This window comes from Rhizobium sp. 22-785-1, assembly GCF_053521965.1.
Map to the genome: position 1 here is coordinate 223016 of NZ_JBNWDI010000006.1, position 19331 is coordinate 242346.

The following is a 19331-nucleotide window of genomic DNA, read 5'->3' on the forward strand; positions in this document are numbered from 1 at the left end:
GATGCAAGGATTTGGTGTTCACGCAATGATGTGGACGAGCGTATGGGACCACGCAAGCGCCGAACGCGCCATTGCGGGAGCCGCGAATTACAATCAGGACTATATCGAAATACCGTTTTTCGACATTTCCTCGGTCGATGCAGCCCATAGCCGCGCGCTTCTCGAAAAGCATGAGCTGCGGGCAACATGTTCGCTGGTTTTGCCGGAACATGCCTGGGCCTCGGCTCGCCCTGACGCGGCAATCGATCACCTGACGGCTGCTCTCGACAAGGCTGCCGAGATCGGTGCCGAAGCACTCACCGGCGTCACCTTCGGTGGAACGACCGAACGTACGGGCTTTGCACCGACGCACGGCGAATATGACAATCTGACCCGTGCCTTGGGTGCCGTCGCAAAACACGCAAAATCGCTCGGCCTGCAGTTTGGTATCGAAGCGGTCAATCGCTACGAAAACCATCTCCTCAATACCGCGCAACAAGTGGTTGATCTCGTCGAGCGCATCGGCATGGAGAACGTCTTCGTCCATCTCGACACGTTCCACATGAACCTAGAGGAAAAAGGTCTGGCGAGCGGAATTGTCGCTGCGCGGGATCACCTGAAATACATGCACATGTCGGAAAGCGACCGCGGCACTCCCGGTTTTGGCAACATCGCCTGGGACGAACTTTTCGGTGCGCTTGCGGCCATTGATTTCGACGGACTTCTGGTTCTGGAAAGCTTCGGCGGGTTGCCTGATTTCATGGCAGGCCCAACCTCCACCTGGCGAGCGGTCGCCCCTAGTGCAGAGGATGTACTTGACAAGGGAATTCCGTTCCTGCGCGACAAGGCCGCTCAATACGGCCTCTTTGCCAGCCGCTAACGGCCCGAGAAAACCCTCTTTAAAATCATCATGCGAGCCAAAGCCTTGACTATCATTGAAGACAACGCCCGTGAAATCGCCAGCCTAGCCATGAAACCTTTCTCCGACAATCAGCGGCAAAGGCTCATGATCGCGATTGCCGGTGCGCCGGGATCGGGCAAATCCACCATCGCCGAACGTGTCGTGGACCTTATTATCAGCGAAAGCGGTATCGCTGCAGCGCTATTTCCCATGGACGGCTATCACTACGACGACGCAGTTCTGGAGGCTATGGGTAGACGCGCCTTCAAGGGTGCGATCGATACCTTCGACGTTCACGGCCTGCGGCACATGCTGGAGCGCCTTAAGGCCAACGAAGACGACGTTATCGCCGTCCCTGTCTTTGATCGGTCCATCGAGATCGCGCGCGCCGGCGGCCGGCTCATTCCGCAATCGGTGGAAATCATCGTCTGCGAGGGCAATTATCTGCTGGCGAAGCAATCTCCGTGGGACAGGCTGAAACCGATCTTTGATTTCACTGTCTTCGTCGACGTCGAGGAGGATGACCTGCGTGAGAGGCTACGGGCGCGTTGGAGCGGTTTCGGTCTCGATGAGGCCGAAATCGATCGCAAGGTCGAGGAAAACGATCTGCCAAACGGAATCTTTATCATGAAAACCGCCGCCGAGCCCGATCTCAGGCTGAAGAATCCAGGGAGAGAGTGAAACGCTGCCGCATCCTGCTCGGCCCCGAACACCACTTTTGCAATCAAGACAGACATCAAACGACAACAGCGAGAGCCTGCTATGAAACACGGAATCTATTACTCCTACTGGGAACATGAGTGGAGCGCCAAGTTCGGCCCCTATGTAGAGAAGGTCGCCAAGCTCGGCTTCGACGTGATCGAAGTTGCCGCTCATCATATCAATGACTACAGCGATGCCGAACTCGCGACCATCAAGCAAAGCGCCCGCGACAACGGCATCATTCTGACGGCTGGTATCGGTCCATCCAAGTCGAAGAACCTGTCCTCGCCCGATAAGGCTGTGCGGGAGGCAGGCAAGGCGTTCTTCGAGAAGACGCTGAGCAATGTCGCCAAGCTCGATATTCACACGATCGGTGGCGCGCTGCATTCTTACTGGCCGATCGACTACTCGCAGCCGGTGGACAAGGAAGGCGACCGTGCGCGCGGCGTGGAAGGTATTCACGGCATTGCGGATTTCGCCAACGATCTCGGCATCAATCTGTGTATCGAAGTTCTGAACCGCTTCGAGAACCACGTTCTCAACACGGCTGCCGAAGGCGTTGCATTCGTGAAGGATGTTGGCAAGTCCAACGTCAAAGTCATGCTCGACACGTTCCACATGAACATCGAGGAAGACAGCTTTGGCGATGCCATCCGCACTGCTGGCCCTCTTCTCGGTCATTTTCATACCGGTGAGAGCAACCGCCGTGTACCGGGTAAGGGCAGAATGCCATGGCATGAGATTGGCGCAGCGCTACGGGAAATCAACTATACCGGCGCAGTCGTCATGGAGCCCTTCGTCAAAACCGGCGGCACGATCGGCTCCGATATCAAGGTCTGGCGCGATCTGACGGGCGGCGCTGATGCTGCAAAGATGGATGAGGATGCGAAAAACTCGCTAGCATTCTCTCGCTTCGTTCTAGGCTGAGTTCGCAGGATACCGATGAGGTAGGGCCTTTATCGTGATCGATTAAGGCCCTATTTCGAAGACACGACACGCAGAGTGGTCAAGCGACTTCTCCGCGCATTTTATCCAGAACGACTGCCTTAGCCTTGCGCGCTATCGTTAGATCGTTTCGCCGTTCGATGGCTAGGATCGAGACTGGGCGGTGACGCCGCTCGCTCCTTCTACCTGGTACCATTGACCGGGTAAGCACTATCCCGATAGCAATGCGATAGAGCCGCAATCGCGTCGGAAAAAGATCAATGTTTTATTGAGAGGTGCCTTCCGCCAACCTCTTGGATCTGGCGCTCGACGGCGTTTCACCAAAAGCCAGCTTGAAGGACTTGGTGAAGTGAGAGGGGTTCACGTAACCCACGTCGAAGGCAACTTCGGTAACTTCACGGTCTGTTTTCGTCAACAACTCGAACGCACGCTCGAGGCGAAGCTGCCTGTAAGCTGCCGCAGGCGGCATACCGATCGTCGTTTCGAACAAACGCTCCAGCTGTCTACGGCAGAGGCCCACCGATTTTGCAAGCCGTTCTGTGGTGATGTCGCCCGACAGATGCTGCTCCATCGTGATCAGGGCAGCGAGAACACGTGGTTCCTTGACTTGCATCCTGAGCGGCTGGCGCGATTGCGGTGCGCTGGAACTCCTGACCCTCTCCATCTGGAGGACCTCAAGCGCATTGCGGGCCGCGTCCCGACCGATATGGCGCTCCACGATGACGTTGGCCAGATCCGCCGAACTGCTGCCGCCCGCACAAGACCCCCTTCGCCCCTCGAGATGAAACAGGCGATCGGGACGCACGACAAGATGCGGAAAACGCTCCTGAAACGCCTGGTAGTGAAGCCAACTGACACAAACCTCATGACCATCAAGCAGGCCGGCTTCAGCAAGAATGAATGATCCGGTGCAGACGCCGATCATCCTTACGCCCTTCGCAGCGGCATTTTTGAGGAACGTCATGGTCATGTAATCGACCGGTTCCGGCACGCTCAGGAGCCCACCCACGACAACGATATAATCGAAATTGACGGGATCGATGAAGTCACTCGTCGGCGCAATCTGAACACCGCAGCTTGACGTGATCAAATGTCGCGTGCTGCCGAGAACATGCCAGTCGGCAAAGACGCGTCCGGAATGGTCTGTCTCGTCACTTGCAAGCCGAAGCGTATCGATGAACAACGCGAATGGCGATAGCGTAAAGGACTTCGAAAGAACAAATCCAACCTTTAATCGCTTGCTGGGCGTGCTGTTCTGACGGTTCCGGAGATGTTTCATGCCCGATACTCCAACATCCTGTCACGCGATCTGAAAACCGCACGCAAGCGGGTCCTTGCGTTGATGAAGGAACGAGTTGAATCCAGCATACGAGCCCACCACCCACGCTCGGAAAATTTCCGGAAAGTATCTATATCGCTGTGTCCCGAGTGACGCTTTCCGATTTCGTTACTATAAGACTTTTGTTCCTGAAACCCTGTTTGACGTCAAGCCTCACCTCCGAGGGAAGTGTGCAGACAGGAGACCACGTGAGGCTGAGCTAAACGTTCTGGATTCCGACACGCCATGTGTGTTCAACGACACCGAGGTCACGCTTTCAAAAAGTTTGCAGCGATGTCCCGAGGCTACTGTTCCGTGGACTTCGCGGATTGAGAATTTGATGTTTGTCGTCGGGAGTGTGCGCAATCAGGTGTGAGGTTGGAAGTAAAGCCCGCGATGCGACATTGGATTTTTATATTTCCTCAACGACTTACTGCTGCCCGGAGATGCTATCGTATTTTTAGTGAATGACGTCGTTCAGGAATGAGCGTCATTGAGACACCACGACAAGACTCCGCCGTTATCACGCCATCCCCCGTGGATTTGCATTTTCCGCTGATGATGTCTCCTCCCGACGACGCGCGCCCCCAAAAGCAATTGATGCTCCGTAAACTCAGAGACTCCGCGGCGGTTAGCGACGGGCTTCTTAAGCGGATCTAGTCCTTGCTTGCAGGATGATTGCACAGAGACTTGCGCAAATTAGCTCCAACGGTGCCCGAAACCGGATGTTTGCGAGATAGGCCAAATTATGGAACCGAGAGCGCTCCGCGCTGAAACTGCGCGACCAACCTATCGGGCGTGAACTGGCGCTGTTTGTGTGCTCGGTGAAGCAATGAAATATCTGGTCATTTGTAGGCGGAACGATGTCTCGTTTGAAGTGTTTACATTTCGCTAAAACGCAGTCGGTCAGGCTGCGCCGCTCTTTGCGTGCAGGAGGCGATAATAAGCTTCAGATCAGCTGCACACTTGGGACTGATTTCTTTAGAGGAGACCCTCATGAACTCGATCATTTACTTGGTGGGACTAGTCGTAGTTGTCCTGTTTGTTCTCTCTCTGTTGGGGTTACGTTGATGGTAGGATCTGAATTGGTTGAGAACCCAAATCGCAGCTACGTCGACTGGCCAGCGATTTTTGCTGGAACTGCTATCGCGTCAGGTACGATGGCCGTATTCACGGCTTTCGCCGGTGGATTGGGATTGAATGCAATCTCGGCCGACAACGGCGGAGACATCAGCATAACATGGCTCATCATCACCGGCTTGTTCGTGGTGGTCTCGATGGTCGCGTCTTACATGCTCGGCGGTTACATTGCGGGGCGCATGCGACGCCCAGTTTCGGATACCACATTACGCGATGAACGGACTACCCGAGACGGTGTGAATGGCCTTGTTGTATGGGGCATCGGCACCGTCGTTTCAGCGTTTCTGGCGCTCGGCGTCATTTCGGGCGGCGCTAAGGCTGTCGGCAGTGTCGCACAGACAGCGGTTGAGGCAACCGGCTCTGCCGTGGGCGGCGCAGCGCAAGGTGTAGGTCAGTTGGCGGGCGGCGTCGTATCTGGCGCTGGTAACGCCCTAGGTGGTGTTGCTCAGGGCGCGGGACAAGCTGCCGCTCCAAGCATCGAACAGTCTCTGCCACAGGGACTTAAGACGAACCCAATCGACTATTTCACCGATACAATGCTGCGCACTGACACGCCTGCTCCTGGGACCGATCCGAACGCGGCTGACTTTCAGCGTCAAGCTGGCGGGATCCTGAGCAATCTGCTTTCCACGGGCGAAATATCAGATGGCGATAAGGCGTGGTTGGCCAACCAGATTGTTGCCCGCACCGGTATCCCGCAAGCTGACGCACAGACGCGGGTGAATCAAACGGTCGAGCGTGTGCAGGCTGTGCGTACGGCAGCACAGCAAAAGGTTGATGAGGCACAAAAGAAGCTCGAAGAACTTAAGGCACAAGCTGTGAAGGCGGCCGAGGACGCTAAGACAGCAGCGGCAGACGCCGCAGAAAAGGCTCGCATCACAGGCATCCTCACAGCATTCCTCCTGGCAGCTTCGTCACTTGTGGCGGCAGTTGCTGCTTATATCGGCGGCGTGCACGGCGGACGTCACCGCGACGAAGGTCGCGTGTGGGGCGGCCTTGCGTATCGCAAGTAACTAAACGCAGTGAGGCTCTTCGAAGAGGGCCTCTTTGCTGCAAACAGCCGGAAGGCCGGTGCGGTTCGCCCCGGCCTTCTTGTTTTTAGAGTGTAGCTATTACCTTTGATGACAGCGCTTGCCATGTATGTAAAACTGTTCCACCACATGCATGTGAGGTCGTAAGGAGAATGCACCTAGACGCTTAGAAACCAGCCGTACACCGTCGAGAAGCGAAAACGTCGAATGCGGGGCTGATGATCTCGACGCTTGCAAACTCGACTAGTGCCGATTGCTTACTCGTCCGACGATCGTTAAGCCCTACTTCCCCGTCGGCTTTGCACTTATCAAGTCCTCGATCACTTTATCTATCCCACCTCTCGATCTAGCAGCTTCAACGGATTCAGATGACAGTCGTCGCATCCTATCTCTACCGCAACGGTAAGCGCGCCGACGCGGTCGCACTCACTTCGCAACCCTTCGAAACCACCGCGGGCGACTTTGTGTGGATCGGACTGACCGATCCGACGGTCGAAGAAATGGCGCACCTCAAGGCAATGTTCGGGCTTCATTCCCTTGCGGTCGAAGACGCGCTCAATGGACGGCAGGTGCCCAAAGTCGACATTTATGGAGATCAGCTATTCGTCGTCGCCAAGACCGCACACTTGGAGAACGACAAGATCATCTATGGTGAGACCTGTATCTTTGTCGGCCAACAGCACGTCATAACAGTCCGGCACGGATCGGCACGATCCCACCAGAAATTACGTGAGCAACTCGAGCAGGCACCGCAGCTTCTCTCCCACGGTCCCGACTATGTTCTCCACGGCATTCTCGATTTCATCGTCGATGGTTATCTGCCACTCGTCGAAACGATCGAAGACCGGGTGCTTGAGATCGAAAAGCACGTCCTCATTTCCTTCCTCGAACCGGAGCAGATTCGCAGGATTTTCCGGATGCGCAGGCAGGTCATCAAGTTTCAGAGGGTGATCGGCCCAATGGCGGAAGTCGCCAGCAAACTCGCCCATCTTGAACTGCCCTGCGTCGACAACAATGCACGGCCGTTCTTCAGGGATGTTCATGATCATGTCCGCCGCGTGGAAAACATGGTGATCGGCCTGCGCGACATCGTCACATCCGTGTTCGAAGCCGCAAATCTTCTCGAGCAACAACGACAAGGCGCGATCACTCGACAGCTTGCTGCGTGGGCGGCGATCCTGGCGGTACCAACCGCTATCGCTGGCATATATGGGATGAACTTCGAAAACATGCCTGAGCTGAAGACCGAGTACGGATATTACGTCGTGATAGCGGTCATTGTGGTTCTATGCGCCATTCTTTATTACCGTTTCAAGAAAGCAGGCTGGGTGTAATCGGCAGACCCAATTCCGACGAGACGCGCACTTACTAAAGACCCTAATTTTGCGCTGAGATCGACGTCAAGTCTGTGCTCGAGCCTTTTGGTTGTGCCAACCTGTCCTGCCGAAATGCGGACAGTTCAAAAAAACTAAGCGGGCACCCTGCCGCGTTAAGGCCTAGTTCACGCCGTTATATTTCCACCAAATCCGGGCATTATGTCTTTCGCACATTCGAATGAAGATTAGAATTTATTTCATTTATTTGGCAGAAGATTAGCGAATCTGAACCTCAACAGCTAGATTGCATGTCTTCCCAAAGTATGAAGAAAAGGTCCCGCCTCCGTCTCGCCGTCGTTCTTGCCGTCGGGGCCGTGTTTGCCTGTCTTGGCATCTGGGCCGAGTACACCAACTGGCAGCGGCTGCTGCAAAGCGCAAACACCCGTCAGATGGAAACGGCGCGCGCCATGGCGCTTCATACCGACGACATACTGGCGCTCGCTCAACAGCCTCTGAACAACCTTTCCGCTCATGCTAGAGATGCGCTGGGCGACAAAGCCAAAATGCAACATCTGCTTGAGGAGATGTTGCGCGTGGTCAAGACATCCCCATTGTTGCGAAGCCTTGCCTATGCCGATGCGCAAGGCCGTCTGATCGGGTCGACGTTTGCTGCGAATTCCGCAGGCATGGATCTGTCCGACCGCGAATATTTTCTGTTCCACAAATCGAATGCGTCGACGCAACCGCGTTTCGGCCTTCCGTCTCAAAGCCAGACAAATGGCCACTGGTTCCTGCCGATAAGCCAGCGGATTGACAATCCCGACGGAAGCTTGGCCGGCATTATGATCGCAACCATCGACATGGATCATTTCTCCCGCTTCATTGAAACCTTCGAGGTGAACGAGGAGAATGCCTTTGCCCTGCTGCGCAAGGACGGCGCCATTCTGCTTCGCCTGCCGATAGATCTAAAGGCGATGGGTGCAAATGTTGCTGACAGCGCGCTTTATCGTGATCAGATCATGAAGAAGCTGCGCGGCAATTACGAATATGTTTCGCGTTTCGATGGCACAAAGCGCATCAGCGGGTTCTATCGTAGCACGGACACGGGCGTGACAGCGATCGCCACGCAAACCAAGGCATCGATCTTTGACGACTGGCTGAAGCAGTCGAAATATCCCTGGCTTAGCATCATTCTCGCCTACTTGATCGGCACCGCCATGGCCATAAGGTGGATCAGGCAGATCGAACTCAGGGAGATCGGGGATCAGAAAGTCGCCGCCCGAGAAGCGGAATTCCGCCTTATTGCCAATGCTTCACCCGACGTCATTGAAAAGATCTCCTTGGCGGGCGTCCGGCAATATGTATCGCCCGCTGCAGCGAGAATATTCGAACAAGATACAGAAAGCGTGATCGGCACCAGCGTACTGGATGACCGGGATGACCAGACGAAGTCCGCCTGGCAAGACGCTCTGGCCAAGGTGCAGTCGGGATCATCAACGGAATGTATTCTTTATCGACACCAGCGCATGGATGGAACCATGATCTGGCTGGAGAGCGTCATCTCCTGCTTTCGAAGCGATGATAACAACGAGCCGGATGGTATTGTCGTTATTACCCGCGATGTCACCCGTCAGCAGATGATGAAGCAGGAACTGAACGCACTGGCAACGACGGACGAACTGACGCGCCTGTTCAACAAGCGTTACTTCAATACCCAGCTGAGCAGCACGCTGGCAGCAGCACGCGCAAATCAGCAGTCGGTTTCGCTTATCCTGCTCGATCTCGACCGCTTCAAGGCCTACAACGATACCTACGGACATCTGGCAGGCGATTGCGCACTACGCGATGTGGCTGCCGTCATCCCTCCTCAGCTCACCGGGACCGGTGGCCTCGCGGCCCGTTATGGCGGCGAGGAGCTGGTTGTTCTTCTGCCAAATACAGATGCCGAAGAAACAATGAGGATTGCCGAGAACATTCGCAAGGCGATCGCGGCGCTAAAAATCGAGCATGCTGGAAATTTGCCCTGGGGCCATGTGACCGCCTCCTCCGGCTATGCGACGGCACTGCCCTCGCAAGCTTTTTCCGAAAACGACTTAATCACTCAGGCAGACCGCGCGCTTTATGCGGCCAAGGCCGCCGGCCGCAACCGGTCGCAAGACGACGAGGAGAACAACAAACCGGAACATCTGCGATCCAGCATGTGAATGGTGAGTTTTGAGCCGCGACTGCTCGATTATCTAGCGTTTCCTTGATAGCAACTCATCTTTATTCTAATCTCAACATGGTCGTCATCGGTATGAAACGCGTTGTCTAAGCCGGCTATGGACTCGCCTAGACTCTTTGGGATTCAGGGGTAGCGACAAGCGTTGCCGCGGCGGCATTTGCACTGTGAAGAGCGTCGTTCATAGTTTCACCTGATGCAATTTTTGCGGCCAGAACACCTATGAATTCATCGCCTGCACCATGTGTGCTTTCGACATCCACCTTCACAGCTTCGATGGCAATTTCGTTCCCATCTTGACTGACATAGGCGACGCCTGAACCACCAGCAGTGACGACTACTTCTGGGTAGATTTTCGCCAGCTTTCGTGCAGCCTCCAAAGCGCCTTCGAGTGTCTCAACTACAGGAACACCCGCCAGCATTTCTGCCTCGATAGCGTTGACGACGAGTATATCGATGAGCGGCTGAATGTCGATGGAGAGAGCTCTGGCGGGGGCAGCATTGATCAGAACACGCCCACCGGCCTGCTTAACGGCCCTTGCACCAACGACATTGGCCGCATCAGGAATTTCGTTCTGAAGGACGAGCAGCGTCGTCCTGGACAGCAGTTCATGTGCCGCAGTTACATCGGCTTCACCGAGGGTTAGATTGCTACCCGAGACAATAACGGCACCGTAATCGCCCTCCTCGTCAAAGATTGCAACACTCATTCCCGTTGATCGGGAGGCGTCGCGCCGAACGAAGCGATGATCGACACCTTTGCGTTTCAGATTGGCAAGCAGGAAATGCCCGAAATCATCATCAGCGACGGCTCCGATCATCGAAGTGGCCACGCCTGTGCGGGCTGCCGAAACTGCCTGATTGCCGCCCTTGCCGCCGCTTTTGGGATGCCATGACGTTCCGGTCACCGTCTCGCCTTTCCGTGGCCGTGATGGCCCCATGACGGCAATATCGTAGTGCAGACTGCCGAAAACGGTGACGAGAGGCAAGGATGTCATGAAGGTTTATCTTTCCGTTTGGATTTGACGGCAGACATGGTCCGGTCAAGATTTCGTTCAGCCGATTGGTAGTCGCGTTGCGCAACCGCCATGAACACGGCATCGAGGATATTCAACTGTGCAATTCGGGCAGCTGCATTTTCGCCCATCAGTGGAGAACCCTGCGCTGTAGAACAGAGGACGACATCTGCGGCTTGCGCCAAGGCAGATGAGTTGTAGTTGGTGACTGCGATGGTTTTCGCGCCATTTCGCTTGGCGACTTGAAGTCCTTCGATAATCGCCGTCGTGTTGCCAGAATGAGAAAAGCCAACGGCGATATCGCCCTCAGACAACAGGGCTGCCGACATCAGCATCATGTGCACGTCGTCAACCACGCTGGCACGCACGCCAATACGCAGAAATTTATGCGCGACGTCCCGTGCGATCTGCGCCGAACCGCCCACACCGTAAAAGTCCCTATGCTTTGCACTGTGTATAAGGTCGGCGGCCTTATCGAAGGCAACCATATCCAGAATGGAAAGTGTTTCCTCCAGTGCATTGATGGAAGTGCGGAAAACCTTCTGCACAATCTCCATGGACGTATCATCTACAGAAAGTTCCTGATGCATTTCCGCGGTCGGCTGGCGGTTATACTGGCTGACTGCCGTGCGAAAATCACGATAACCGGCAAAGCCGAGTTTCTTAGTGATCTTGACCACCATCGCTTCAGAAACACCGGCATCGTCTGCAATCTGTTTCAGCGACGTATCGTCGCTGAAATCACGCATGGCGAACACGGTGTCGACAACCTTCGCTTCGAGTGGCGTCAGCAATGGCATCATCATGCGGATGCGTGGGCCGACGGCCTTAGTGTCGAAGCTTTCGGAATTCATTCTCTTCCCCTTGTCGCACGATCAATCATCATGGCAACGAGGATTATAAGACCAGTGGCGAGCAGTTGGTAGAAGGCCTGAACATTCATCAACGTCAAACCATTGCGCATTGCCCCCAAGATGATCGCGCCCAGAATAGTACCGAGAATGCTGCCCTTGCCGCCCATAAGCGATGCGCCGCCGATAGCCGCTGCCGCGATGGCATCCAGCTCCCACAGATTACCAAGAATGGGTTCAGCTGCGCCAAGGCGACCGATGAGGATGAGCGAGGCAAGTGAAGCCAAGACACCGGAAATCACATAGGCCGTGATTTTGGTGCGCGCGATGGGAACACCGGCGACATAAGCCGCCTCTTCATTGCCGCCAACTGCCATCAGATATTCGCCAATCGGTGTCTTCTTGAGCAGAATCCATGCAGCAATAGCCACGACAGCGACGATCAAAATAGGGGTTGGAATGCCGAAGAGAGTACCATTAAACAGGGAGCGGAACCCTGCGGGAATACCGAGAACGGGATTGCCGCCCGTGTAGATCAGGGCGATAGCGCGGTAGGTGCTGAGCGTGCCGAGTGTGACGATAAAGGGTTGCAGGCCGACATAGGCAACGAGCGCGCCGTTGATAAAGCCGCAAAGCAAGCCCACGCCGAGGCCCGCGAGGATCGCCAACGGTATCGGTGTGCCCGCGACGAGCAGGCTGGCGGTGATAACCGCCGAGATCGCAGCCGTTGGGCCAACCGAGAGGTCGATGCCACCGGAGATGATGACGAGCGTCATTCCAAGCGCCAGGCAGGCATTGATGCTGGACTGCTGGAGAATGTTGACGAGGTTTCTCTCGGAAATGAAGCCCGGAACCAGTGCGGCAAACACCGCCATAATGACGATGAGGCCGATCAGCGTCCCCGCATCGCGCAGAGAAAACGAGAAGCGGCGGAAAGCCGGAGCGGAGGTTGCGGGAGCATTGGAAGTGCTGGTCATGACTTGTCCTGTAGGTTCACACGGGTCGCGCAACGCGCGCCTCATCCGCATCGGCATTCGCCCCTGGAATGGCATGCGCGACAATCGCGCTTTCGCTTAGTTGATCACGTTCAATGGTCGCGGCGATCCGCCCCTCGCGCATCACCAGTACACGATCAGACAGACGGATGACTTCCGGGAGTTCGGAAGAGACGACGATGATGGAACGCCCCTCGCGGGCGAGGTCTTCGATCAGATGATAGATTTCCGACTTGGCGCCGACATCGATCCCGCGGGTCGGTTCATCAAACAGCAGGATTTGCGACTTGGCCGCCAGCCAGCGCGCGATAATCGCCTTTTGCTGATTGCCACCGCTAAACAAGCGGATCGGGCGATCCAACTGGAAGGGGCGAAGATTGACACGCTTCAGCAAATCCTTCGCGGTCGTGCGAAGCTTGGCATTGTTGATCATACCGCCGGACGAAAAACGACTGAGGGAGGCCAGCGCCATATTGCTGGATACGGGACGCAAGGGAATGATGCCCTCACGCTTGCGCTCTTCCGGCACCAGCCCGATACCGGCAGCGATCGCGTCGCGCGGGTTGGCGAAGCTCTGCTCCTTGCCGTCGATGCTGATCGATCCTGCGCTCAGGCGGTCTACACCCGCCAGCAGACGCAAAAGCTCCGTGCGGCCAGAGCCGACTAGCCCGGCAATGCCGAGAACTTCGCCCTTACGCAAGGTGAAGGACACATCGCGAATTCTTGTGGCCGAAGAGAGGTTTCTAGCCTCTAGCTTGACGGTATCCTTGACGAAGGAATTATGCTCTTCCTGCATCAATTCGCGACCGACCATCTTCGCGATCACGTCGGTTTCCGAAACCTTGGCAAGATCGACAATGTCCACCAACTTGCCATCGCGCATAATGCTGGAGCGCTGGCAGATGCGGAATACCTCATCCATCTTGTGCGACACATAAATAATAGAAACGCCGCTTTGCGACAGGCTGGCGATGACCTCGGCCAGACGATCGAACTCGCTGGGGGTCAGGCTCGATGTCGGCTCGTCCATGGCGATGACCTTCGCCTTGTCGAGAAGCGCGCGACCAATTTCAACGATCTGGCGCTGAGCGACCTTCAGCGACGATATTGGTGCCGAGGGGTCGATTGTTTTATCGATCTTCGCAAGAGCTTCGGCTGCGCGGGCTTCCTGTTCGCGGCGGGACACGAACATGCCGCCCATATGCGTCAGCGAATGTCCGAGAAACATATTCTGGGCAACACTCAGGTGCGGCACCTGCTGAAGTTCCTGGTGTATCATGGCGATGCCGGCGGCACGCGCATCCATCGGCTTCTTGAAGGCGACAGCCTCCCCATCAACGAAGACGGTGCCTGATGTCGGGCGAAACACACCCGACAGAATGCGCAAAAGCGTGGATTTGCCGGCGCCGTTTTCACCGAGAAGTCCATGGATTTCGCCGGGAGCGACGTCAAACGAAACGTCCGTCAGCGCGTTGACGCCGGGAAAGCTCTTGGAAATCGTCTCGAATCTCAGTCGTGGCGTCATGTTCCACCTCTCAGGCTGGATGGGGAGATGCCGGGTATGGTCGGCACCTCCTTGAGCATTGATCACTTGGCAGGCTTGGCGTCTTCCATCAGCACGGCGCGCACATCGATGCCCTGGCCCTGATAGCGGCTAAGATTGTCTTTGGTGATGAGAGCCTGCGGCGTGGAGACAACGCGGGGCAGTTTCTGTCCGGCCACCAGACGAAGCGCTGTCTCAAGCGCAACTTCGCCGGTCAGAACTGGGAAGCTGTCAACGGTACCCGTCAGTTCACCCGCCTTGATGGAGGCATAGGCATCGGAAATGCCATCCGTGCCGAAGACTGCGACCTTGCCAGCAAGGCCCGCAGCCTTGACAGCTTCAACGATGCCAAGCGCCATGCCGTCGTTGTTGGCGTAGAAACCAATCAGATCAGGATGCTGGTTGAGGATGTTGGTGGCAGCATCATAAGATGTCTGGCGATCCCAGTTGCCGGGAACGCTGGCAACGACCTGGAACTTGTCGTTTTTCGTAATTGTGGATTTGAAACCGTCCGTGCGCTGCACGGCAGCGTAAACACCGGCCTGACCTTCGACAATGGCAACCTTGCCGCCCTGCGGACGGTTCTCGATAAACCATTTGGCCACGCGCACACCGTTGTCACGCTGGACGTTGCCAACATAATGTTCAGCCTGCGGAATGACGGCATCGTTGACGTTGACGACAGGAATATTGGCGGCCTTGGCCTGCTCTATAACCGGCTGGAGATTGGCATCCGTCTGCGGCGAAACGAGCAAAACATTGTAGCCCTGCGTGATCATGCCTTCGGCAATGGTGAGCTGACCCAGTTGGTCGCCTTCGCTCTGTGCGGCCTGATAGGCGACGGGAACGCCGACCTTCTTGCCGAAAGCTTCATATCCCAGACCCAGCGAGCGCCAATATTCATTGGTCAGCGTCTTGGACACTGCACCTGCCTTGGTGCCCTCAGGTAGTTTCGGGAAAGGCCCGAGCTTGGCTTCCAATTGAGACCAGTCCATGCGATCCTTTTCCGTATCGGAATTCAGCGGCGCAAGTTCCTGCGCAAAGGCTGCGCTGAACAGGAAGCTGGCGGCAAGCCCGGCAGCGAGTGTTGTCTTCAAAAAGGTCTTCATCGGTTTCCTCCCAGATGGAATGTGTCCGCATGCCTTCGGCATGCGTTGTGACGGGGTTTTGGATTTTCGTGTGCAGATCAGCCGAGCATCAGTTCCTGAATGACGGCCTGCGCGGAAACGGCATCCTGACGCTCAACGGCACCGGACAGGCGATTGTCCTGCTCGATACGATCCACCACTTTCAGCATCCGCTTGACGGTCTGAATGTTGACTTCGCATTCGTGAACCGGGTCGAGGCCGGTCATGTCAGGGAAGGTGTCGAAATAGATCGCGCCATCATAACCGTCCTTGCGGATCTGGCGCAGAAGCTCGATCGTCTGCTGGGTATGCACGGCACCCACCATCAGGCCGTCGTCACGCTTGGCGTAACCGTCATTGAGGTGAACGCCGAGAACGCGGCTGTAGCGGGCAATCAGGGCTGCAGCGAAAGCAGGCTGCTCGTCGGCATAAAGCACATGAGCAAAGTCGAGCGTCACACCCAGGTTGGGCATGTCAACATCCTTGATGGCCAGCAGCGTGGTCGCGCAATCTGGCATAAGGCTGTAGGAACGAGGCTCGTTGGGCTTGTATTCGATGCTGATGAGGCAATCCGGATCATGAGCGCAAACTTCACGGATTCCGTCAATCTCGTGTTGCCACAGAGTGTGGTAGTCAGCCTGGAAGGCGTAATCGAAGCCATCCTGCCCCAGCCACAGCGTCATCAGGTTGCTGCCAGCGGCACGCGCAGCGTCGATACCCTTCTTCGTGAGATCGATCGCTTCCCGGCGCACAGCTGCGTCCGGGTTGGTGAAGGCACCGATCTTGAACGCCGGATTGGTATAGTAGCGCATGGCAAAGCCATTAATCGCAAGCCCCAGATCGCCTATCTGGCGCGCAAGAAGCGCTGGATCATCCGCAACATGGTCGGGATAATTCAGATCTAGATCCGTCAAACCATCTACCTTCGCAGCACGCTTTGCCATCTGCAACATGGTCGGCTTGCCGGAAATATCAGGCCACTCGGCAGCAGGCTTCGAGGCGAAGGAATTCAATCGGGTGGCGAATTTCAATTGGGTCACTGGTCTTGCTCACTTCAGTCGTTGTTGACGCAACTTCACAAATTAATTCTATTTTGTAAAGCTATATATGTTGTGCATAGCATCAATTCGTGTCGGAGGTCGCGTTTTTTGACGTTAATCCGTGCGTCAGGACGCGCGAAATCAGCCGCGAAGCTTTTTGCAACTATGGTGGCCCGACATGATAAGAAAGGCCGCGGGGTGCGCGGCCAAATCTGATGGCGTCAGCGCGCCATCACTGCTTCGATTTCGGCAAGCATCGGCATTGCTGGGGCCGTCCCACGCCGGGTCACGGCAATACCGGCGGTCGCGCAACCGAGCCGCACCGCCCAGAGCGGCTCTGCACCACGCGAAAGGGAAGCCGCAAATCCACCCACGAATGCATCCCCCGCGCCGGTCGTATCGATGGCCGGACCGCAGGAGACGGCAGGCACATGAACGGATTGGCCCGGCGCATGAAACAACACGCCCCGCGCGCCAAGCGTGATGATGGCCGCGCCAACGCCGCGAGACAGAAAAATTTCACCAGCGCGCTTGGCATCATCAAGCGTATCGATTGGAAAGCCGACAAGCGCGGCAGCTTCCGTCTCGTTCGGAATAATGAAGTCACAAAGGCGGTAGACGTCCTCCGGGAAGGCCTCCGCTGGTGCGGGGTTGAAAATCGTTGTGACACTGGCGTTGCGCGCAATTTCCAAGGCATGCCGCGCGGCCTCCACAGGCTGTTCTAGCTGGGTGACGAAAACGTTGGATTGCGCAATTGTGTCGCGTGCCGCTTCCACATCGCCAACACCGATCGTTCCTGCTGCTCCCGCATAAACGATAATGGCATTGTCGCCGGTGCTGTCGTTGACGTAGATGAAAGCGGCACCGGTCGGCTGATCGTCCATAACCGTCAGCTTTGCCGTCACGCCGGCCTCTTCATATGTCTTCAGGGCCAGATCGCCAAATGTGTCGCGGCCAATCTTGGAAATGAAAGACACCTGCGCACCGGCACGCGCCGCGGCAACGGCCTGGTTGGAACCTTTGCCGCCCGGACCGACTGCAAAGCCGCTGCCAGTAATGGTTTCGCCCACAGCAGGCATGCGGGGCGCAAGATAGGCGGTATCAGCAACGAAAATACCGAGAATGGAAACGCCTGACTTCATTCCAGACCTCATTTTACGGCGCCTGCGGTGAGGCCCTTCACGATGTAGCGCTCAAGGAAGATGCCGACGAGAACGAGCGGCATTATGGCCGCCGTAGCAATCGCCGCCATCGACCACCAGTTGATGCCCTGTGACCCTGTTTGGCTGGCCACCATCACCGGTAGGGTCTTGGCGTTCGAGCTCGTTAGCAGCGCGGCGAAGAAATACTCGTTCCAGCACAGAATTACGGAAAGGATGAAGGCCGCAACCATGCCGGGCAAGGCGATGGGCAGAACGATGCGCAGAAATGCACCCCAGATCGAACAACCATCCACCAGTGCTGCCTGCTCAAGTTCGACAGGTATCGTGTCGAACTGATCGCGCATGATCCATATGACGATGGGCAGCACCATCAGCGTATAGACGAGGATAAGGCCGACCAGCGTGTCGAGCAGCATCAGATGTTTGTAGAGAACCAGAAATGGCATCGCCAAAACGACAGGCGGCAGTATGAGTTGAGACAAGAAGAAGAAGGAAATATCCTTATTCTTCATCCAGAGAAATTTGTAGGAAAAGCGGCTGAGGCCGTAGGCCGCCAGCGAGCCGATCAATACCGCCAGAAACGATGCGCCGGCCGAGGCTACGATACTGTTAAGAAAGCGGCGAATAAATTCGTCACGAACCGTCGATTGCGCGAAGATCGTATCGGGAGAAAGACCCAGTGAGCGCCAGCCTTTCCAATCCGGCGTAAAGTCAACGAAAGGAATGAGATGCCCTTGCGTCACATTGACTGCCGTCTTGAAGGACGTTGTGATGGTCCAGTATATTGGAAATAGCGACACGAAAGCCCAGAACACCAAAGCAGCATAAATCAGCAGACTGCTGGTCATGAACTGCGGTCGGCGGGACCAAAAGCTTAATCGCGGGGTGGACGTTTCAACATGTGGTGCCATGGGCTTCAGCCTCGATTGTCCCGTTGCATCCAGCGGCTCGCCCCTTTCAGGATAAGCGCGACGAAAATGATGATGATGACGAGATAGAATTCCGCAAGCATGGTGCCGTAGCCGACATTGGAGCGGTCTCGGTATTCACGGAAGATGAAACTGGAAACGGTATCTGTCGCTCCGCCCGGTCCACCTGCAGTTACGTTGATGACGATATCGGCCAGCTTCAGCTGAAAAATGATACGCAGAATAATGACCGTTATGCTCACAGGCAGCATCAGCGGAAAGGTGATTTCCTTGAAGCTCTGCCAACCGGACGCTCCATCCACCTTCGCCGCTTCCTTGATTTCGGAGGGCAAGGCCTGAAGCCCCGCAAGCAGCAGGATCATCATGAAGGGGATGGAGACCCAGGCATCCATGGCCATGATCGAAGTCCGCGCCAACCATGGCGTCGAGAAGAATGCCGGATTGTCCCAACCGAGGTTGCGCGCAAGCGTCGCCGCTGGGCCGAAACGATACTCCATCAACGATTTGCCGATCATCCAGCTCACGGCAACGGGGCTCAACATCAACGGCAGCAGGAACGCGACACGAAAGAATTTACGCGCTTTGATCTCCGCGTTCAGCAACAATGCGAGCCCGAAGGCGATGGCATATTGCACCAGAACCGACAGAACATAATAGACCATGTTCAGCAGCGCGTTCCAGAAGTAGCGATCTGCAAACAGTGTTCTCAGATTATCAAGCCCGTTGAAACGGCGGCCCGCCACAGCGCTCAGATTCCAGTCGGTAAAAGCGATATAGAGGCCGAAGACCGTGGGAAAAACCACCATGGCCACAGTGAAGAGAACGGCTGGCAAAACGAAAGCTGCGCGCTGCCCCGCCTCCCCGCGGATCATGACTTGCGCCGCGCAAAGCGCTGCAGCCCATATGATGTAGGCAAACAGCAATGGTTGCCAGCTGACGAAACCAAACGTCGTGATGCCGGCTGCGTCAGCTATCTGCGCAAGAAGGGCGCCAAAGAGCAGCACCGTCGCGGCCATGAGCAACAGCTTTCCACGCCGCGCGGAGCTTGGTGGAACGACGGTCCGCTGCACAGGGCTGATGGTTTGCGTGATCGTATGCGACATGAGCAGACCTC

At 56.0% G+C, this 19331-nt stretch carries 16 protein-coding genes; 6 read left to right on the plus strand and 10 right to left on the minus strand.

Features of this window, described 5'->3' with window-relative positions:
- The first annotated feature begins 1 nt into the window (after position 1).
- The 3 genes from ACQZ5M_RS14290 (at position 2) to ACQZ5M_RS14300 (ending at position 2509) form a co-directional block, all read left to right on the plus strand.
- Entirely contained in the window at positions 2 to 859 is an 858-nt protein-coding gene (locus ACQZ5M_RS14290; protein ID WP_296038878.1) for a sugar phosphate isomerase/epimerase family protein, read from the plus strand.
- A 45-nt stretch (positions 860 to 904) separates the two neighbouring features.
- Positions 905 to 1561: a nucleoside triphosphate hydrolase gene (locus ACQZ5M_RS14295; protein ID WP_449080083.1), complete on the plus strand. Its 657-nt coding sequence runs from the start codon at positions 905 to 907 to the stop codon at positions 1559 to 1561.
- Positions 1562 to 1642: 81 nt separating this feature from the next.
- Complete coding sequence (locus ACQZ5M_RS14300) at positions 1643 to 2509, plus strand: D-psicose 3-epimerase (protein ID WP_296019066.1); 867 nt, start codon at positions 1643 to 1645, stop codon at positions 2507 to 2509.
- A 283-nt stretch (positions 2510 to 2792) separates the two neighbouring features.
- On the opposite strand, the gene ACQZ5M_RS14305 is transcribed toward ACQZ5M_RS14300, so the two are convergent.
- A complete protein-coding gene (locus ACQZ5M_RS14305; protein WP_449080084.1) occupies positions 2793 to 3806 on the minus strand; it encodes a GlxA family transcriptional regulator in 1014 nt (337 codons plus the stop codon).
- Positions 3807 to 4915: 1109 nt separating this feature from the next.
- Between ACQZ5M_RS14305 and ACQZ5M_RS14310 the strand changes: the two genes are divergently transcribed.
- The 3 genes from ACQZ5M_RS14310 to ACQZ5M_RS14320 all read left to right on the plus strand — a co-directional run bounded on the left by ACQZ5M_RS14310 (position 4916) and on the right by ACQZ5M_RS14320 (position 9536).
- On the plus strand, positions 4916 to 5998 hold the full coding sequence (locus tag ACQZ5M_RS14310) for a hypothetical protein (RefSeq protein ID WP_449080085.1): 1083 nt from the start codon (positions 4916 to 4918) through the stop codon (positions 5996 to 5998).
- A gap of 386 nt (positions 5999 to 6384) precedes the next feature.
- Positions 6385 to 7350 (plus strand): magnesium/cobalt transporter CorA, encoded by a 966-nt coding sequence (gene corA / locus ACQZ5M_RS14315; RefSeq protein ID WP_296038871.1) that lies wholly within the window; start codon positions 6385 to 6387, stop codon positions 7348 to 7350.
- 305 nt (positions 7351 to 7655) lie between these two features.
- On the plus strand, positions 7656 to 9536 hold the full coding sequence (locus ACQZ5M_RS14320) for a diguanylate cyclase domain-containing protein (RefSeq protein WP_449080086.1): 1881 nt from the start codon (positions 7656 to 7658) through the stop codon (positions 9534 to 9536).
- Between the two features lie 127 nt (positions 9537 to 9663).
- On the opposite strand, the gene ACQZ5M_RS14325 is transcribed toward ACQZ5M_RS14320, so the two are convergent.
- From ACQZ5M_RS14325 to ACQZ5M_RS14365, 9 genes are all read right to left on the minus strand, one after another.
- Complete coding sequence (locus tag ACQZ5M_RS14325) at positions 9664 to 10551, minus strand: ribokinase (protein WP_296019060.1); 888 nt, start codon at positions 10549 to 10551, stop codon at positions 9664 to 9666.
- The gene (locus ACQZ5M_RS14330; protein ID WP_153312678.1) at positions 10548 to 11423 is read right to left on the minus strand and encodes a MurR/RpiR family transcriptional regulator; all 876 of its coding nucleotides are present in this window, start codon (positions 11421 to 11423) and stop codon (positions 10548 to 10550) included. The genes ACQZ5M_RS14325 and ACQZ5M_RS14330 overlap by 4 nt, the downstream gene beginning before the upstream one ends.
- Positions 11420 to 12397 (minus strand): ABC transporter permease, encoded by a 978-nt coding sequence (locus ACQZ5M_RS14335; protein WP_296036937.1) that lies wholly within the window; start codon positions 12395 to 12397, stop codon positions 11420 to 11422. Before ACQZ5M_RS14335 ends, ACQZ5M_RS14330 begins: the two co-directional genes overlap by 4 nt.
- A 16-nt stretch (positions 12398 to 12413) precedes the next feature.
- Positions 12414 to 13940 carry a sugar ABC transporter ATP-binding protein gene (locus tag ACQZ5M_RS14340; RefSeq protein ID WP_296105063.1) on the minus strand — a complete coding sequence of 509 codons (1527 nt, stop codon included), beginning with the start codon at positions 13938 to 13940 and terminating at the stop codon, positions 12414 to 12416.
- 62 nt (positions 13941 to 14002) lie between these two features.
- On the minus strand, positions 14003 to 15067 hold the full coding sequence (locus tag ACQZ5M_RS14345; RefSeq protein ID WP_449080087.1) for a sugar ABC transporter substrate-binding protein: 1065 nt from the start codon (positions 15065 to 15067) through the stop codon (positions 14003 to 14005).
- A 77-nt stretch (positions 15068 to 15144) separates the two neighbouring features.
- Complete coding sequence (locus tag ACQZ5M_RS14350; RefSeq protein WP_296019075.1) at positions 15145 to 16116, minus strand: sugar phosphate isomerase/epimerase family protein; 972 nt, start codon at positions 16114 to 16116, stop codon at positions 15145 to 15147.
- A gap of 230 nt (positions 16117 to 16346) precedes the next feature.
- On the minus strand, positions 16347 to 17267 hold the full coding sequence (gene rbsK, locus ACQZ5M_RS14355) for a ribokinase (protein ID WP_449080088.1): 921 nt from the start codon (positions 17265 to 17267) through the stop codon (positions 16347 to 16349).
- Between the two features lie 8 nt (positions 17268 to 17275).
- The gene (locus tag ACQZ5M_RS14360; protein WP_363315109.1) at positions 17276 to 18136 is read right to left on the minus strand and encodes a carbohydrate ABC transporter permease; all 861 of its coding nucleotides are present in this window, start codon (positions 18134 to 18136) and stop codon (positions 17276 to 17278) included.
- A gap of 68 nt (positions 18137 to 18204) precedes the next feature.
- Positions 18205 to 19320 (minus strand): carbohydrate ABC transporter permease, encoded by a 1116-nt coding sequence (locus ACQZ5M_RS14365; RefSeq protein WP_449080089.1) that lies wholly within the window; start codon positions 19318 to 19320, stop codon positions 18205 to 18207.
- Positions 19321 to 19331: the final 11 nt, after the last annotated feature.

Bases quoted from the DNA above. Each gene is read 5' to 3' on its own strand.
- ACQZ5M_RS14290 (WP_296038878.1), top strand. From the start codon at position 2: ATGCAAGGATTTGGTGTTCACGCAATGATGTGGACGAGCGTATGGGAC.
- ACQZ5M_RS14300 (WP_296019066.1), top strand. From the start codon at position 1,643: ATGAAACACGGAATCTATTACTCCTACTGGGAACATGAGTGGAGCGCC.
- ACQZ5M_RS14305 (WP_449080084.1), bottom strand. From the start codon at position 3,806: ATGAAACATCTCCGGAACCGTCAGAACAGCACGCCCAGCAAGCGATTA.
- ACQZ5M_RS14310 (WP_449080085.1), top strand. From the start codon at position 4,916: ATGGTAGGATCTGAATTGGTTGAGAACCCAAATCGCAGCTACGTCGAC.
- corA (WP_296038871.1), top strand. From the start codon at position 6,385: ATGACAGTCGTCGCATCCTATCTCTACCGCAACGGTAAGCGCGCCGAC.
- ACQZ5M_RS14320 (WP_449080086.1), top strand. From the start codon at position 7,656: ATGAAGAAAAGGTCCCGCCTCCGTCTCGCCGTCGTTCTTGCCGTCGGG.
- ACQZ5M_RS14325 (WP_296019060.1), bottom strand. From the start codon at position 10,551: ATGACATCCTTGCCTCTCGTCACCGTTTTCGGCAGTCTGCACTACGAT.
- ACQZ5M_RS14330 (WP_153312678.1), bottom strand. From the start codon at position 11,423: ATGAATTCCGAAAGCTTCGACACTAAGGCCGTCGGCCCACGCATCCGC.
- ACQZ5M_RS14335 (WP_296036937.1), bottom strand. From the start codon at position 12,397: ATGACCAGCACTTCCAATGCTCCCGCAACCTCCGCTCCGGCTTTCCGC.
- ACQZ5M_RS14340 (WP_296105063.1), bottom strand. From the start codon at position 13,940: ATGACGCCACGACTGAGATTCGAGACGATTTCCAAGAGCTTTCCCGGC.
- ACQZ5M_RS14345 (WP_449080087.1), bottom strand. From the start codon at position 15,067: ATGAAGACCTTTTTGAAGACAACACTCGCTGCCGGGCTTGCCGCCAGC.
- rbsK (WP_449080088.1), bottom strand. From the start codon at position 17,267: ATGAAGTCAGGCGTTTCCATTCTCGGTATTTTCGTTGCTGATACCGCC.
- ACQZ5M_RS14360 (WP_363315109.1), bottom strand. From the start codon at position 18,136: ATGACCAGCAGTCTGCTGATTTATGCTGCTTTGGTGTTCTGGGCTTTC.
- ACQZ5M_RS14365 (WP_449080089.1), bottom strand. From the start codon at position 19,320: ATGTCGCATACGATCACGCAAACCATCAGCCCTGTGCAGCGGACCGTC.